Annotated in this window: 12 protein-coding genes and 1 pseudogene; 4 read left to right on the top strand and 9 right to left on the bottom strand. The window is 57.8% G+C overall.

The window, feature by feature from the left end; genetic code table 11:
* The 4 genes from EKD03_RS09050 to glpX form a co-directional block, all read right to left on the bottom strand.
* Positions 1–746, bottom strand: a 746-nt coding sequence (locus EKD03_RS09050) for a transposase (RefSeq protein WP_161569222.1), incomplete at its 3' end; no start/stop codon positions are given.
* Between the two features lie 181 nt (positions 747–927).
* Positions 928–3,564, bottom strand: coding sequence for an ATP-binding protein (locus tag EKD03_RS09045; protein WP_129629763.1), 2,637 nt, complete (start codon positions 3,562–3,564; stop codon positions 928–930).
* The gene (locus EKD03_RS09040) at positions 3,548–5,011 is read right to left on the bottom strand and encodes an O-antigen ligase family protein (protein ID WP_129629776.1); all 1,464 of its coding nucleotides are present in this window, start codon (positions 5,009–5,011) and stop codon (positions 3,548–3,550) included. Before EKD03_RS09040 ends, EKD03_RS09045 begins: the two co-directional genes overlap by 17 nt.
* Before the next feature lie 184 nt (positions 5,012–5,195).
* A complete protein-coding gene (gene glpX, locus EKD03_RS09035) occupies positions 5,196–6,173 on the bottom strand; it encodes a class II fructose-bisphosphatase (protein ID WP_174842847.1) in 978 nt (325 codons plus the stop codon).
* Between the two features lie 152 nt (positions 6,174–6,325).
* Between glpX and argC the strand changes: the two genes are divergently transcribed.
* Entirely contained in the window at positions 6,326–7,327 is a 1,002-nt protein-coding gene (argC, locus tag EKD03_RS09030; RefSeq protein ID WP_129629761.1) for an N-acetyl-gamma-glutamyl-phosphate reductase, read from the top strand.
* 35 nt (positions 7,328–7,362) lie between these two features.
* On the opposite strand, the gene EKD03_RS09025 is transcribed toward argC, so the two are convergent.
* The 4 genes from EKD03_RS09025 to EKD03_RS09005 all read right to left on the bottom strand — a co-directional run bounded on the left by EKD03_RS09025 (position 7,363) and on the right by EKD03_RS09005 (position 12,671).
* On the bottom strand, positions 7,363–8,469 hold the full coding sequence (locus EKD03_RS09025; RefSeq protein ID WP_129629759.1) for an ABC transporter ATP-binding protein: 1,107 nt from the start codon (positions 8,467–8,469) through the stop codon (positions 7,363–7,365).
* A 322-nt stretch (positions 8,470–8,791) separates the two neighbouring features.
* Positions 8,792–9,274: a hypothetical protein gene (locus EKD03_RS18705; protein WP_202976783.1), complete on the bottom strand. Its 483-nt coding sequence runs from the start codon at positions 9,272–9,274 to the stop codon at positions 8,792–8,794.
* A 2-nt stretch (positions 9,275–9,276) separates the two neighbouring features.
* Entirely contained in the window at positions 9,277–11,532 is a 2,256-nt protein-coding gene (locus EKD03_RS09010) for a DNA methyltransferase (RefSeq protein WP_129629757.1), read from the bottom strand.
* 65 nt (positions 11,533–11,597) lie between these two features.
* Entirely contained in the window at positions 11,598–12,671 is a 1,074-nt protein-coding gene (locus EKD03_RS09005; protein ID WP_129629755.1) for a homoserine dehydrogenase family protein, read from the bottom strand.
* 417 nt (positions 12,672–13,088) lie between these two features.
* Between EKD03_RS09005 and EKD03_RS18815 the strand changes: the two are divergent.
* The 3 genes and pseudogenes from EKD03_RS18815 to EKD03_RS08995 all read left to right on the top strand — a co-directional run.
* Positions 13,089–13,550: pseudogene (locus tag EKD03_RS18815) on the top strand (deoxyribodipyrimidine photo-lyase); the annotation flags it as partial.
* Positions 13,551–13,799: 249 nt separating this feature from the next.
* Complete coding sequence (locus tag EKD03_RS18810; protein ID WP_238613457.1) at positions 13,800–14,471, top strand: cryptochrome/photolyase family protein; 672 nt, start codon at positions 13,800–13,802, stop codon at positions 14,469–14,471.
* 250 nt (positions 14,472–14,721) lie between these two features.
* Positions 14,722–15,204: a glutathione peroxidase gene (locus EKD03_RS08995; RefSeq protein ID WP_129629753.1), complete on the top strand. Its 483-nt coding sequence runs from the start codon at positions 14,722–14,724 to the stop codon at positions 15,202–15,204.
* A gap of 131 nt (positions 15,205–15,335) precedes the next feature.
* Here the strand turns inward: EKD03_RS08995 and EKD03_RS08990 are convergent, their stop codons facing one another.
* Positions 15,336–15,593 carry a FeoC-like transcriptional regulator gene (locus EKD03_RS08990; protein WP_129629752.1) on the bottom strand — a complete coding sequence of 86 codons (258 nt, stop codon included), beginning with the start codon at positions 15,591–15,593 and terminating at the stop codon, positions 15,336–15,338.
* Between the last annotated feature and the right edge of the window lie 107 nt (positions 15,594–15,700).

Here is a 15,700-nt window from a genome sequence, read left to right as displayed (position 1 = left end):
ACCGTCACGGGGAGATCGACGCAATCCGCATGCTGGGACTCCAACAAGCCCCGCACATCATCCCACCGCTGTCCCTCAGTCGTAAACAGCACCGTCTGGGGTTGATAGCGCGAAAGCCAGAATCCGTCCTGTGCCGCAATCTGGGCAAAGCGTTGGAGGCTCCAGTAGCCCAGATCGGCCAGATAGAGGGCACGGGCTTGGATGGGTTCGTCGTGCAGCGGACTGCGCTGATCGGCCGCACGCCCATCCTGGAGCGCTGGTCCGGCAAGGGTGCCCGTCACGAGATCCAACCGAACTTGGATCTTCAGCGCCGCATTGACCGCATCGGTACTGCCCCCACACCCGCGCCATGTCTCGGCCAACACGGGGGGAAGAACGATGGTGGAGCTATCCTCAATGAAGACGTGGGAAAAGCGGTTCAACAGGGGAATCGCCACGGGTTCTGTCGCAATGACCTGCTGCACACTGGCCTGGAGTACCTCCTGCAACACGGTCGCTCCGGCTTTCCCACACCGCTGCGCCACGCCTTGCGGGCTGATAGCCACGCCGATGGTTGCGGCACTTTGGCTGAGATCCTCCCACATCGGCATCGGGGTAGCCATGACGGCAAAGACCCATGCTTGGACAAAGCCTGCACCCGTCAATTTGGAGGTACGCTGGACAAATCCGGAACGGCGAGCCAACGCCGTGGCCGTCGTGATGAGGGTTTCTCGTATCGCGGTGGCAACATGTGGTATGGTATCCATTGAGGAAGCTCCTTGGTGATCATCTTGGTTTTTGTTCCTACTTCCATGATGACACAAAAGAGCTTCCTTGGCTGTTTTCTTAGCTTGAGGGGTATAGGGGCGCGTCGCGACGCGCCCTCCGGCGCGTCGCTCGGAGCCTCCCGATGGATTGGGGACGCATGGGGCGCGTCACGACGCGCCCCTACTCCTTCACTGGTAACGGCAACACAAAACTGAACGTACTACCCTTATTACTCTCACTCTCAAACCAGATCCGCCCGCCATGCAACTCCACCAAGCGCTGCGTAATACTCAACCCCAACCCCGTGCCGCCCACCTCGTCACGCAAGGGGTTGTCGGCGCGGTAGAAGGGGGTGAAGATGTGCGGTTTGGCCTCGTCACTAATCCCGACCCCGGTATCGCGCACGTCCACCCGCAATTCGCCGTTGCCGTTGTGCATCGCGATCCAGACCTCGCCGCCTCGTGGGGTGTATTTGCAGGCATTCCCGATCAGGTTGACGGCGATCTGTTCGATCCGTTGGCGATCCGCGATCACGGCGGGTAGATGTTCTTGAAACTCAACATGCAAATCAATCTCGCGCTCGCGGAACTGGCTCGTCAGTACCGCAATCACATCGCGTAACACCTCGGCTAGATCGAGCTCTTCGCGGCGCAGGCGCGCCTCGCCCGCTTCCACCCGCGACATATCGAGCAATTCATCAATCAACATCACGAGGCGCACCACATTGTTCTTGATCACCCGCAGCGGCTCGCGTTGGGCCGCGCTCACCTCACCAAAGGTGCCGAGCATAAGCATGTCCACAAAGCCACGAATGCTGGTCATGGGGGTACGCAGTTCGTGTGACGCCGTCGCCATCAGTTCGGTCTTGAGCCGGTCGGCAATCTCCTCGCGGGTCATGTCGTGGTAGACCACCACCCCGCCCAGGATTTCGCCGTGGGGCGAACGCACATCGGCGTAGTGGGAGCGCACGGTACGTTCGGCCACCGCGAACTTCTGTAGGCGGCTCTCGGCATCGGCGGCGTGGAGTTGCGTCGGCACACCAGGCAGTTGCGTGATCTGACGGCCACGGAAGGCGTCGGCGGTGATCCCCAGGATGGCCTCAGCCGCCGGATTGATGATCTGGATGAATCCGGCGCGGTCACTCACCACCACCCCATCACCAATACTGCGCAACATCGCCATCAGGGTGCTTGCTTCTTCTTCGCGTTGCTGGGCAACGATCCCCAGATGGTGACTCTGCTCACTAATGTAGCGGTAGAGTTGCGCCTTCGCCAGGGCCGCCGCCGCCTGACTAGCGGCTGCCGTAGCCAGTTGGGCATGTTCGGGCGTAAAGTGGCCCACTAGATCATGGATCAGGATCAGCACTCCCAGCGATTCCTGCTCCAACATGATCGGAACTGCCAGCACTGCCCGCGCCTGGGCATCATACCGGCTGCGTACCTGCCAGCGCGGATCGCGGGTGGTGTCGGGGACGAGCACCGCCTGACGCTGCTCCATCACCCAGCCCGCCAAGCCCTGGCCACGCTCCACCCAGCCCGCGCCACCCGTCTGGGCTTGCCCCAGCGTCGTGCGGTAGATCAGCCGCCCACTCTCTGGCTCCAGCAACATGATTCCGCCGCGCTGCGCTCCGATATGGGCCGCGATCAGGTGCATGCTCTGGCTGAGCAGTTGCTCTTCATCCAGCGTCACACTTAGCAAGCGCGCAACCTTGTAGAGCACCTCGGCTTGGTCGCGGGCGCGGCGTAGCTCATCACTGCTCCGTTCCAAGTCGGCAGTGGCGCGTTGGACGCGCTGATCGAGGGTGGTGTAGAGATCGGCGTTGTCGAGGGCGGCGGCGGCTTGGTTGGCCAGCAGTTCGAGCAGCGGCAGCGCTTCTTCCAACACTGCCCGCGCTTCACGCGCCACCGAGACACTAATCACACCTCGCATCGGCTTCTCTTGGGTGTGCAGTGGCAAGATCAGGTGCAGTTCGCCGCGTAGCGAGCGGAACGGCAGCGTCTCAACCTCCACCGCCGTGGCCCCCACTGTACGGCCCTGTCCCATACGCTGCTGAAATTCACTCGCCGCAAAGGTCAAGCCTTCAACCGCCGCCAACCGTCGCCCACTCGCTCCAATCGCCACCACCACCTGGCTCTGCGCCGCTTCAACCAGACAGAGTGCCACGCAGTCGAAATCGCCCGCCTGCTGCACCGCCGTGGCGACCTCTTCGAGCGCCTGCTGGATCGTACTGGTTACGCGCAGATGGTTGGAGACCTCGAGAAAGCGGTGCAGGGCGTGTTCACGCGCCAGCGTGCGCTGCTGTAATCCGCGTTGAGCGCTGAGTGTGCGCTCAATCAGCAGCACGATCAGATTGATCTGTGCTCCGCGCAGCAGCCAATCGGCGGCCAGATGCAATCCTCCCGCTGGCCCCAGCAGACTGATCCCGCCATAGGCCAACCAGATCGCCGCTGCCAAGCCCGCCCCTGGCAACCCCGGCATGATCAACAGAGCGGCGCTAATCGGCAGGAGCAGCGCGGGCCAGAGCGGGGAATCGCCACCACCACTCAGCATGATCACCCCGAAGGCCAACCCGACCGCTGCTACCAGCAGGACATAGGCGCTGCGGCGCATCGGTACACCACCAATGAGCGCCACCATGCCTGCACCCGGCCCCACGAGGCTGAGCATGAGCAGGCTGATCAACGTGGACAGGCTTGTCTCGATCTGGACAATCGCGTAGAGCAGCAGGCTGATAGAGAGGATGCCAAACCCAACCCCCACCCAGATCGGGTTGATCAGTGTGGAGGACAGGATGTGCTTCCTACTCTTCTGCCGCATACCACCTACCACGAGTTACATGCCTCCTGCTGGCTTGCCCCTCATCTGGCAGCGCAATGATCGCCATTCCTAGCCCCGCCATGCCCCAAAAGAGGGCGACCATATGCCCAAATTCAATATTGAAGAAGTAGTGATCAGCAATCCCAACCACGAGGGCGGCGACCAACCCAGCCTGGGTTCCCAACAACCAATCGGCGCGCTCGCTATCCATGCTGTGGCTTGCCCGCAGCGTGATCGTGAACCATGTCGCTAGAAGACCCACAAACCCAGCCAACCCCACCAGCCCCATGCGTTGCGCAATCGCCAAATAGATACTACTCACCCCTGCGGTCAGGTCTATATCGGGCGCTTGTCCAAACCCAATCCCAAAGATGGGGTAGCGCACAATGATTGCCACCGCGTTCTGGTACTCAGCTAAGCGCATCTGTTGGGCCTGATCCTCCAATTGAATCCCAGCAAAGAGGCGCTGAATGATGTCATCGGCTAAACCAAGCGCAACCAGTAATCCTCCACCTAACCCGCCGGCAATCAGCATCACCCACCAGAGCTTATGATAGCGTAGCGTCGCCAAATAGATCGCCGCAGCAATGATGCCGAGCAACGCTCCACGCGAGAAGGTGAGCAACAAGGCCAGAATGAGGATACTAACCACACCCCCTAGTATACCGCGATGCAGCAACGGACGGCGTGCAAATAGGAGGGCCAATCCAAAGGCGCTGATCAGTGCGAGCATGCCAGCGAAACTATTCGGGTCTACCGAGAGGCCAATTGCTCGCTCCAGCCCCGTACCGGGGCCATCTTCAATATAGCGCAACACCCGCCCTTCGGTGGGGTAGCCGATACGCCCCAAGCTGACCAGCAGATTCAACGCAGTTTCGTCAGGGAGCGCCACCAGCACCAGCGCTATGAGTGCCGCCATCCCGCCACTCAGCAGCAGAGCGCGGATGATTAAGCGTGCCTGATCGCGGCTCAGCACACCGTTGATCATGCTGAAGAAGAGCAGCACCCCCAGCACAAACTTGGCGTAGTTATGCAGCGTGAGCGAATCGGGCAACCCACGTGCTCCCAGAATCAGCGAGAAGAAGGTCAGCCCCAGAAAGCCAATAATTGGCAACCCCAACCGACTCACCCGTAGATCATAGGCGTCCGAGCGCGCCAAAATGCGCAACACCCAGACCACACTGAGCGCGGCGAGAGCCAACTCCAGAAAGTTGGGCGTAATGATCGCCTTGAAGGGCAAGGTACCGAAGGGGATGATCGTTGCGGTTGCTAATACCGTGATTAGCCCCGCTTCGATACTGACCAGCAGCGCCACCCCAGCTAACACTACCAGTAATCCGGCCAGCGCATAGAGTGGCCCGAAGGCACTCGCAGTACCAACCAAGGCACCTAGTACAATCGCCAGTGCAGCGACCAGTGCGGGGGTACGCAGATATGTAGAGACCATGGCAGAAGGAACCATAATATGGGGAATCTCATGAGGACGAGATGGGAATCCTCATCTCGTCCTCGCATGGTATGGGCTACGCCCACCTTTGGTGGGGGGAGGCGACTGGCTTGCCTCCTCCGAGAATCTTTTTTTGGGAATGATGGGCGGCGAAGCCGCCCATCATTCCCAAACACTGAGCAGATCATCCATACGGCATCGTCGAGATACGCATCAACTTATCCCAGCGGTGGGTGGCCGAGATGTAGCGTACCGTCCCGGAGCGCGCCCGCATAACGACACTATGGGTACGCGCACCACCGCTGAAGTACTCGACGCCCTGAAGGAACTCGCCGGAGGTAATGCCGGTGGCAGCGAAGAAGACATCATCACCACGCACTAGGTCATTGATCTGATACACCTTCTTCAGATCAACCCCCTGCTCAATCGCCAAGTTGTGCTCTTCTTCGTTGCGTGCCCAGACCTTACACTGGATCTCGCCACCCGTACACTTCAGCGCACAGGCGGTAATCACCGCTTCGGGTGCCCCACCGATGCCCATCAGAATATCGGCAGGTGCATTATCAATCGCCGTCATCACCCCGGCACTTACGTCACCATGCAGGATCAGCTTGATGCGCGCACCGGTCTCGCGGATCTGGCGAATAATATCCTTGTGGCGTGGACGATCCAGGATGACGACCGTCACATCCTCAACCTGCTTGTTGAGGGTGCGCGCCACCGCACGGATGTTGTAGGCCACCGGAGCTTCGATATCAATCACCCCACGCGCCCGTTCACCCACGGCGAGCTTATCCATGTAGGCGAAGCCCTGCCAGTTGTAGAGCGCTCCGCGTTCGGCGACTGCCACCACAGCAATTGCGCCTGGCATACCCTCGGCCAGCAGGGTTGTGCCCTCCACTGGGTCTACCGCAATGTCCATCTCGGCTCCGCCACTTCCGCAGCGTTCGCCGGTGTAGAGCATGGGCGCTTCGTCCTTCTCGCCCTCGCCGATTACCACTGTTCCGTCCATCGGTACGCTGTCGAGCGACATTCGCATTGCGTCAACGGCTGCCTGATCAGCCGCGATCTTGTCGCCACGTCCCATCCACCGACCGCAGCGTAGCGCCGCTGATTCGGTCGTTCGTACCAGATCCATCGCCAGGTTGCGTTCGATACGCATCGAACTCCCTCCCCGTAGCAACGCATTATTCCCGTTTCGATTGTAGCACATCTTGGGGGGGATGCTATAATAAGACACAATTTTTTGTGGTGTTTTTTCTCCCCCTGTTCCTTCTCGCGCAAGCACGGGGGCTGGGATACGAGGAGCTTCCTATGGTTCGTGTTGGTATTTATGGGTCAACGGGCTATACCGGCTTTGAGTTGATCAAGTTGCTGGTACGCCATCCTGATGTCGAGATCGCCTTTGCAACCGCCCGTTCGGCGGCGGGCCAGCGCCTCTGCGACATCTTCCCGACCCTGATCGATCAGCCGCTGGTGAGTGGTGATCGGGCCGATCTCAGTACGGTCGATCTGATCTTTACCTGCCTGCCCCACAATACGCCCGATCTTATTCCCATCGTGCGCAACGCGCTCGATGCGGGCGTGCGGGTCGTGGATTTCTCCGACACCTTCCGTATTAGCGACCCGGCGCGCTATGCCTACTGGCGTAAGAAGGATCATCCCGCGCCCGATTTGCAATCCCACGCGGTCTATGGGTTGCCCGAACACTACCGCGAGCAGATCCGTAGCGCCCGCTTGGTGGCCAATACCGGCTGCTACCCCCTGACGGTGATCTATCCGCTCTACCCGCTGGTGCAAGCCGGGTTGATCGCCGAGGGCACCGTGATTGCCGATAGTAAGTCGGGGGTCTCCGGGGCGGGGCGTTCACTCTCGCTCAAGACTCACTTTGGTGAGACACACGAGACCTTCAGCGCCTACAATGTGGGCCGTACCCACCGCCACATCGCCGAGATGGAGCAGGAGACCGGGTTGCATCTGATCTTCTCACCCCACCTGCTGCCGGTCTACCGGGGGATTCTCTCCACCATCTATGTCACACTGAAACCGGGGGTGAGCCACGCGGATGTTCGGGCGGCCTATGCAATCTACGCGAACGAGCCGTTCATCCACCTCATGCCGGAAGGCCGCTTGCCCGAACTGCGCCACGTTGCCAACACGATGGACGTGGCCATCGGCGTGCAGCCGGTGGAACCCGAACGTGGCAGCTACATCCTGGTGGCCTGTGTAGACAATCTGGTCAAGGGTGCCTCTGGGCAGGCCGTACAGAACATGAATCTGATGCTCGGCCTAGAGGAGACTAGCGGGTTACGGTGAATTTGGTAGGTGTAGCGACGCAACATCTTGCGTCGCTACACCAACGCCTGCTCGTTCTCGCGGTCGAAGATGTGCATCTTATCCATATCAAGCACAATCTCTAACCGATTGCCGGGGCGGGCGCTGGTGCGCGGATCAAGCCGCCCGACAAACTCCTTGCCGCTATTCTCAAGGTAGGCGAAGACCTCCGAACCCATCGCTTCAGTAAGGTTGACCTGCACCGTGATTCGTGCGGCCTCGTCTACTCCCCGCGCCACAAAGTTGGCGTCGTGAACATCCTCTGGCCGTACCCCAAGATAAATCTGCTTGCCTACATGAATCTTGAGTTGCGCGGACTTTTTGCTGGCTACTGGCAGTATAAACTCTGGCCCGATCACGACCGCAAGCCCATTGTTGACCTGCTCCAACTTGGCTTCAAAGAAGTTCATTGATGGGCTACCGATAAATCCAGCTACGAACATATTGGTCGGAGTATCGTAGAGTTTCTGCGGGGTATCGAGCTGTTGCAGAATCCCATCGCGCATGACCGCAATCCGCGAACCCATCGTCATGGCCTCGGTCTGGTCGTGAGTGACATAGATGAAGGTGGTTTTGAGGCGCTGGTGCAGCTTACTGATCTCAGCGCGGGTCTGCACGCGCAGTTTGGCATCGAGGTTCGAGAGCGGCTCGTCCATGAGGAAGACCGAGGGGTTGCGCACAATCGCCCGCCCTAGTGCGACGCGCTGACGCTGACCGCCCGATAGCGCCTTAGGTTTGCGATCCAGCAGGTGGCTGATGTCGAGCATCTCGGCGGCTTCCTTAACCCGCTGATCAATCTCCGCTTTGGGTGCCTTGCGCAGCTTCAGCGCGAAGGCCATGTTGTCATAAACCGACATGTGCGGGTAGAGCGCATAGCTCTGGAAGACCATCGCAATATCACGGTCACGCGGGGGGACATTGTTGACCACGCGATCCCCGATGAAGATCTTGCCCTCGGTGATCTCTTCGAGGCCAGCGAGGCAGCGCAGGGCGGTGGATTTACCGCAGCCAGAAGGCCCAACCAGCACCAGAAACTCACCATCATGAATCTCGATGTTGAGATCTTTGAGTACGGTCACGTCGCCAAAACGCTTCCAGACATGCTCAAATGTGATCCCCGCCATGATTGGCCTCCCTGTAAATCCACTGTGCTATTCATATTCTACAGTTTCTTCGCTTATATCAGCGTATGTACGCAAGGAAACTGAGTCCGTCGGATCGCCTGAAACGCGATAGGCGTTGAACACATGCTCGCGTCCCGCATTTGGATTTGGGACACTGATAGTGGCAATTTCGTTTGTACGTAGATCAAAGCTATAGGAGACTACGATTTGATCTACTTCGCGGCGGGTCAGCGTACCGACTTTTACAGAATCGGTATCAACTTTGTATCCTTCAGGAATCCTTCAGGAACGATAAGTATCCGGCGGTGTACGATACCCTCGGCTAATGCAAATGGTACATTTTACGATCACGTATAAGAATATCTCCGTAGCTACCAAAACCACGGAAGCTTCTATTCTTGTGAAGGTATGTAGTATCGGCGTTGAGGAAACTTCCGTGACACAAGACAAAATCGAGGACAGGATAGCGGTTACCATCTGGGTTGATTGGATAGCGACCAAATACATAGTAAACCTGTCGCCCATTATGTTCACCACACGGAACCTGTGAATTACAGTCGTAGTCTACTTCACGACCAGGATAGGCCAGACCTTTGAGTTCGAAACCTTCGGCGAAGCGCACAAGTCGGAAATCTGGATAAGAGTTGCGTCCCGGCGAATCGAAATTCAACCCTAAGGTTTCAAGCCGTTGCTTGAACCAGTTCTGGAAATGAAACTCTTTGTCGCTGCGGCCTTCGCGCTCGATCAGTTCACCGCGCTGGATCGCTTGCACACAGGTTTTAAATATGGCAGAGACATTCGACATGCTCAGGTTCGCTCCTTTGTGTGTGCGTTGTTCTTACGCTCATTCCCTGCTGCATGGAGGGAATTGATCAGCGCTTCTATCTCGTCATTGATGCTATTCAAGAGATGTAGTGCGGATTCCATGGTTGGTAAACGTGAAATCTGGCGTAATACCTGTGCCATTACAATGATTCTTACATCGTTCCGGCTCAATTTTCGTCCCGATGCACGTATACGTCGGATTTGCTCTTCAGCTAGAGGCGTAACGATTTGCCAAAGATTATCGTTTTTATCGTGCAGTTTGATACATAAGCGCTTGCGACAGACCAGAATTATGTCGAAATCTATCGGTTCTTTGGTCTGAAGTTTAGGCATCGCGACCGACATTTCGGCCTTGATCGGATGCACAGCACTGATCCAGAAGCCCGCATCCATGAGTGCCTGTACCATGCAGCGCCAGCCTTCGGGTCGAGAATGGTGATAGGTAAAGGATAGCAACCCGTCGTCTTTGAGAACACGGTATGACTCGCGCCACACGGCGGTGAGCCGCTCGGTAAATTGGCGTTCATCAGTGTTCTGAACCTCGTATTCTGAGCGCGTTGTATCCGATTCAAAGAATCCATCTGTGCCAAGAATATGTCGTTGCCACACATAGAAGAAATCGGCTAACTGCGAGTAATGCACATTGTCGAAAAATGCTGGATCGGTTAGTACCGCATCAACACTGCGGTCTGGTAGATCTGTCGATCCCGAATCTCCGCAAGAGAGATAAACTCGTGCGTCCTTGTTGAAGGCGTAGTAAGTTTCAGCCACGGACGTACTAATATTCTCGCTGAGGCCGTATATCTTCTCGGTCTTGCCACCCTTGACCGAGGCAAGCCGTAACTCGAAGGGATTGTCGGCGTAATCGAGTGCTCGACGGATGCGGCCTTCAAACATGGTCGAGAACGCCCCCGAACTCTTCGGTGTGCCCCAAAGATTGGCTTCGAGTGGTACCCGCTCTGGCTTAAGAATGTGGTGCGCAAACATATGGCGCACCGCACCGGTTCCCTCGCCCTTGTAGGAAGCGAACATGTTGTTGAATTCTAGTGTACCAGAGAAGAGGCAGGTAAATAAGTCACGTAAGACGGGTTCAGAAATGGTGCGGATGCGCTCGGCTAAAATTGAAAGGCAGAGGAGTTGGCGTGCATTGAACATTTCGTGCCAGTAGCGGTAATTGTATCCTAGCACTTGATTGGTATTGTAGCCAGGTTTAATGGGTACAATTGGGTACGCATGCTTATGCTCGACAAGTATATGTTCAGCTTTAGCATAAAGAGCACGATCTTCATCCGTAATCGGGTAATATGCTTTGCTTCCATCGGGCAGTAACATTAACTTTGCATACATCCGATGGGTAGGTGGTTTGCCGGATGCGCGGATTGATTTGGCAATTGAGAAACTGTGATTACACAAAGGACAGGTTGCGATCTGTCCCTTAGATGATCCTATATGAAGATTGAAAGTTTTTCTGCATATCGAACAGTGTACATCCTTATCTTCGATATGAACCTTGTTGATACCGCCGCAATGTGGGCAGATAGCATGTACTTGAGGTACTTTTTGGGGATACGCATGGCGTGCGAAAATATATGATCCAAATAGGTCTACAGATGCTGCACAAGCCGGACAATCAACCATCTTGACCCAAAAGAAATAGAGCACATCAGCGATTTGCCCATCAGGCAAGGTGGCACGGTAGAAACTGCGCACTTCATCTGCTACGTCGTGCTTGATCGCACGGAACGTTTCAAGGATCGCTTTGCGGTTGTGGGTAGAAAGAGCACACTTGACAAGGAAGTGTGCAACAGGGTTAATATCACGCCCAATAGCTTTTGTGCCCAGTTTCACCGCTTCAGCCAGTGTTGTGCCGCTACCCATGAAGGGATCGAAGATGGTTCTATCGGGGATGCGAACGGGTTGGTAAAAAAGGTCGAGGAGATCACTACCCGCTGGAGCGAACGTACCAATGAGCATCGCTCGGAAGACGGTTCCGAGCCGTTGTGCCCACCATTTATGGATATGGGTGGTCGGACGGTTTATCTCTTTGCGCCAGCTCTCGATCTCCGCAATATCACTTAGCACCTCAAACGGGAACGAATCTTCTTCAATAGCACGCAAACCGGACATAGGTTCAAGATTGACGAGAGATTGATCTCTATCGTCATCGCTGAATGAAAGTTGTGTTATCGGGTTGGCGTGGGTACACCAACGTGTTGATACTGCCGAGTCTACCTGCATATTTGCTCTATTCATTTCCCAGGAAGCGAGGGTGTATGCCCTCGCTCCCAGAAAACAGTATATCCCTACACCCACTCGCGGGCCGTGGCCACAATATCGCCCAACACCCCGGCGGCGGTTACCGCCTGACCCGCACCGGGGCCACGCACCACCAGCGGGCGCTCGGCGTAGCGGGCGGTGGTAAAGCTGAAGAGGTTATCGGCACCGCGCAGGCTGGCCAAGGGATGTTCGGCGGGCACCAGACGTAAGCCCACACTCGCCCCCTCCGGCGTAATCGTCGCCACATAACGCAACGCGGCCCCTTGCGCCTTGGCCTCCGCCACACGAGCGGTAAAGGCGGCATCCAGTTCCTCTAGCCGCTCCATAAACTCGCTGCGGCTCACCTCGGCCATGGCGGCGGGGAACCACGGCTCGGCGGGGATGTCGGACATTTCCCAGGGTAGACCGCAGGTACGTGCCAGAATGAGCGCCTTGCGCGCCACATCCGCCCCACTCAGATCGTCACGCGGATCTGGCTCGGTGTACCCCATACGGTGCGCGGCACGCACCGCAGTCGAGAGCGCAACCCCGGCTTCAAGCTCGCTACACAAATAGCCCAGCGTGCCGCTCATGGCCGCCTCGATCTTGGTGATCGTATCGCCACTATCCAACAACGCCTGGAGCGTCGAAATGACCGGCAACCCCGCTCCAGCCGTGGCCTCGTAGCGGGTGGCTCCGTGCTGCGTCAGTGCTACGAAATCCGCCCAGGCGGCACTCAGCGGCTTTTTGTTGGCCAGCACCACCCGGCTACCTGCCGTAATCTCCTTGGCTAACCCGGCCTCCTGGCCACTCGCCGCACTCAGATCAATCAGGATGACCGGCTGATCGGGGGACAACGCGCTTTGCCAATCCTGGCCCGCTGCACCTTCTGGTAGCCCGGCCAACCCGCCACCTGTCGCCTTGTGCGCCAGCGCCGCCCGGATCGTGTCGTCGCTCAACCCGGTTGGGCTGCGCAGTACCCCACTGCTATCCGCCAACCCCACATACGTCAACTGAATAGCATAGCGGTTGATCAGCGCCTGACGCACGCTCAACACCTGCTCAACCAGTTCACGACCGACGCCACCAACCCCGATCTGGACAAGGCGAATTTGCTTCATAGGTTTCGTATGTTGTTGCTGGTGTGGGCGACTATACTGGCCAGACCACACATCATCGCGATGCACGTATCCTGTATCTTAGCATATCGTATGCGATTCTAGGGTATTCCGTAACTGTTCACCCTTGGGGTAAAAGAAATCCCGTGTTGACGCAAAGGCGCAGAGACGCAAAGGGTTTGATTGGGGTGTATCTTGCAGGCTTTGCGCCTTGGCGTCTTTGCGTCAACACCGAGAGGCTAGGTAACTATTCACACTTGGGGTAAAAGAAATCTCGTATTGACGCAAAGGCGCAAGGACGCAAAGGTTTTATTGCAGGCTTTGCGCCTCTGCGTCTTTGCGTCAAAAACCGGAAGCTAGGAGAAGTGTGAACAGTTACGAGGCTAGGAGAAGTGTGAACAGTTACGGTATTCTATAGCTATGATCATTTATTGGTTCCGGCGCGATCTGCGCCTCAGCAATAACCCATCCCTTACGGCGGCTGCCCTTGCGAGTGGCGGCCATGTCCTGCCGGTCTATATCCTCGATCCGGCGCTGCTGAACGGGCGTTGGGCCAGTCCGGCGCGCAGCGCCTTCCTCATGGCCGGGCTGCGTGCCCTTGATGCGTAACTCCAGCACTATGGGCTACGCCTGATCGTGCGCCATGGTGAGCCTCTGGCAACCCTGCTGCACTTGGTAGCCGAAACCGGGGCCAGCGCGGTCTTTTGGAACCGCGACTACTCGCCCTATGCGCGGCGCCGCGATCAGGCTATCGAGGCTGCCTTGCATGCCGCTGGCTGTACCGCCCAGCACGCGCATGATGTGGCGATCTGCCCGCCGGATCAGATCTTCACCAAGAACGGCACACCCTATAGCGTCTATACACCCTACGCTCGTCAGTGGCGCACCTGGCTTGCCCTCGCCGATCTGCGCCCCGTGGCGGCCCCGATCCTTCAGCCTTGTTCCGATCTGCCTGCCAGCCACGCGCTTCCCGATCTGCTCGCACCGCACCCGCTGCCTCCGGCGGGTGAGCTGGTGGCTCAGGCGATCTTGGACGAGTTTACCCGGACTGGCCTGAGTACCTACGCGACTCAGCGCGATCTGCCGGGTGTGCAGGGCACCTCGCGCCTTTCGCCCTACCTGCGCTTTGGCATGATCGCGGCGCGGCAATGCCTCGCGGCGGCGCAAGCTCATCCTGGCCCCGGAGCCGATACATGGATCGCCGAATTGGCTTGGCGTGACTTCTATATCCAAGTGCTCTTCCACCATCCTCACGTTCTGCGTGGGGCCTTCAAGCCGCAGTACAATGACCTCGCGTGGGAGAACGATCGCGATCTCTTTGCCGCCTGGTGTGCGGGGCGTACCGGCTACCCCATCGTGGATGCCGCCATGCGCCAATTGCACTACGAGGGCTGGATGCACAACCGGGCGCGCATGATCGTTGCCTCGTTCCTCACCAAAGACCTGCTGATTGATTGGCGTTGGGGCGAACGCTACTTCATGCAGAGGTTACTCGATGGCGACCCGGCGGCCAACAACGGTGGCTGGCAATGGGCCGCCGGCACCGGCACCGACGCCCAACCCTACTTCCGCATCTTCAACCCGACCAGCCAGGGCCAGAAGTTTGATCCGCGTGGCGACTACATCCGCCGCTACCTACCCGAACTTGCCAATGTCCCGGATCGCTTCATCCACATTCCGCACCTGCTCAGCCCCGCCGAACAGATCCGCGCCGGGGTTCGCATCGGCCACGACTACCCCGCGCCGCTGGTGGATCACGCGCAACGCCGCGAGCGGGCGTTGGGGATCTATCGTCGTGGGTAGCGACGTTTGCGTCGCTACCCACGACGGAGCAAGATCTTGCCAGGGTATGTGCAATGTCCTTGGGGCTACGCCCCAAGCCCCAATTTTTTGTGGTGTTTTGGCGGCGTAGCCGCCAAAACACCACAAAAAATATCTTCGGGGGCGGCGAAGCCGCCCCCGAACCCCTACCGGAGGCTTGCCATGCATCCCCAACCTAGGGCATACTACACACTGCGTAGCATGGTGAACATATGAAAAGGTATACCCTACAATGAGTTTCTACGATTACAGCGCGACGTTACTTGATGGCAGCGAGCAGTCCATGTCCGTATACCGAGGCAAGGTCGTGGTGGTGGTGAATGTGGCCAGTAAGTGTGGGTTCTCCCCGCAGTATACCGGCTTAGAAGCGATCTATCAGCGCCACAAGGATGCCGGTCTGGTCATCCTCGGTTTCCCGTGTAACCAGTTTGCGAACCAGGAGCCAGGGAGTGCTGAGGAGATCCGCGAGTTCTGCTCGCTCAACTATGGCGTCACCTTCCCAATCTTCAGCAAGGTTGATGTGAATGGCCCCACGACCCACCCGCTCTATGTCTATCTGAAGGAGCAGCAGCCGGGGTTCCTGGGCAGCCATGCGATCAAGTGGAACTTCACCAAGTTCCTGATTGATCGCAATGGTGTGGTGCAACGGCGCTACTCGCCCACCGATCTGCCGGAGTGGGTCGAGCAGGATGCGCTACCGCTGCTCAAGGCGTGATGGAACGGCACCTCCGGTGGGGGGGCGGGGCGGCTACGCCGCCCCCGCAGATCTTTTTTGGTGTTGGTTGGCGGCGAAGCCGCCAACCAACACCAAACATTGGGGTTTGGGGCTTCAGCCCCAAGGTTCTGCTATTTCTTGCTCGCGCTGATGCGCCGGGGTGTCGCGCTACTAAAGACACATCCGCCTGGATAGGCACTGCATGTGCAGCTTGATCCTGCACTGGCACACACCGTTTGCCCCCCACTCTCAATCAGCCGCCCCTTGCGTACCCAAAAGGCGATCATGCCGTCCAAGGCACTGCGCTCAATCCCTAACTGCCGACTCAGTTCATCGAGCGAGACTGGCCCTTGGCTCTGTTCAAAGGCGTCTAGAACTTGATGGAGCATATTTAGGGTTTCCTTTAGCTTATTGTTTTGGTGAACCTTATATACTGCTAGTATACAAGATGATCGAGGGTGTGGCAACGTTACCTCCGGTGGGGGGCGGGGGCGGC

The organism is Candidatus Oscillochloris fontis (assembly GCF_004138135.1).
GTDB lineage: Bacteria > Chloroflexota > Chloroflexia > Chloroflexales > Chloroflexaceae > Oscillochloris > Oscillochloris fontis.
Note: the sequence above shows the minus strand (reverse complement) of the source record. Positions and strands in the feature narration are given on the sequence as shown.

Excerpts from the sequence above, each read along its gene's own strand:
- EKD03_RS09045 (WP_129629763.1), bottom strand. The coding sequence starts at position 3,564 with ATGCGGCAGAAGAGTAGGAAGCACATCCTGTCCTCCACACTGATCAAC.
- EKD03_RS18705 (WP_202976783.1), bottom strand. The coding sequence starts at position 9,274 with ATGTCGAATGTCTCTGCCATATTTAAAACCTGTGTGCAAGCGATCCAG.
- argC (WP_129629761.1), top strand. The coding sequence starts at position 6,326 with ATGGTTCGTGTTGGTATTTATGGGTCAACGGGCTATACCGGCTTTGAG.
- EKD03_RS09010 (WP_129629757.1), bottom strand. The coding sequence starts at position 11,532 with ATGCAGGTAGACTCGGCAGTATCAACACGTTGGTGTACCCACGCCAAC.
- EKD03_RS09005 (WP_129629755.1), bottom strand. The coding sequence starts at position 12,671 with ATGAAGCAAATTCGCCTTGTCCAGATCGGGGTTGGTGGCGTCGGTCGT.
- EKD03_RS18810 (WP_238613457.1), top strand. The coding sequence starts at position 13,800 with ATGATCGCGGCGCGGCAATGCCTCGCGGCGGCGCAAGCTCATCCTGGC.
- EKD03_RS09040 (WP_129629776.1), bottom strand. The coding sequence starts at position 5,011 with ATGGTCTCTACATATCTGCGTACCCCCGCACTGGTCGCTGCACTGGCG.
- EKD03_RS09025 (WP_129629759.1), bottom strand. The coding sequence starts at position 8,469 with ATGGCGGGGATCACATTTGAGCATGTCTGGAAGCGTTTTGGCGACGTG.
- glpX (WP_174842847.1), bottom strand. The coding sequence starts at position 6,173 with ATGCGTATCGAACGCAACCTGGCGATGGATCTGGTACGAACGACCGAA.
- EKD03_RS08990 (WP_129629752.1), bottom strand. The coding sequence starts at position 15,593 with ATGCTCCATCAAGTTCTAGACGCCTTTGAACAGAGCCAAGGGCCAGTC.
- EKD03_RS08995 (WP_129629753.1), top strand. The coding sequence starts at position 14,722 with ATGAGTTTCTACGATTACAGCGCGACGTTACTTGATGGCAGCGAGCAG.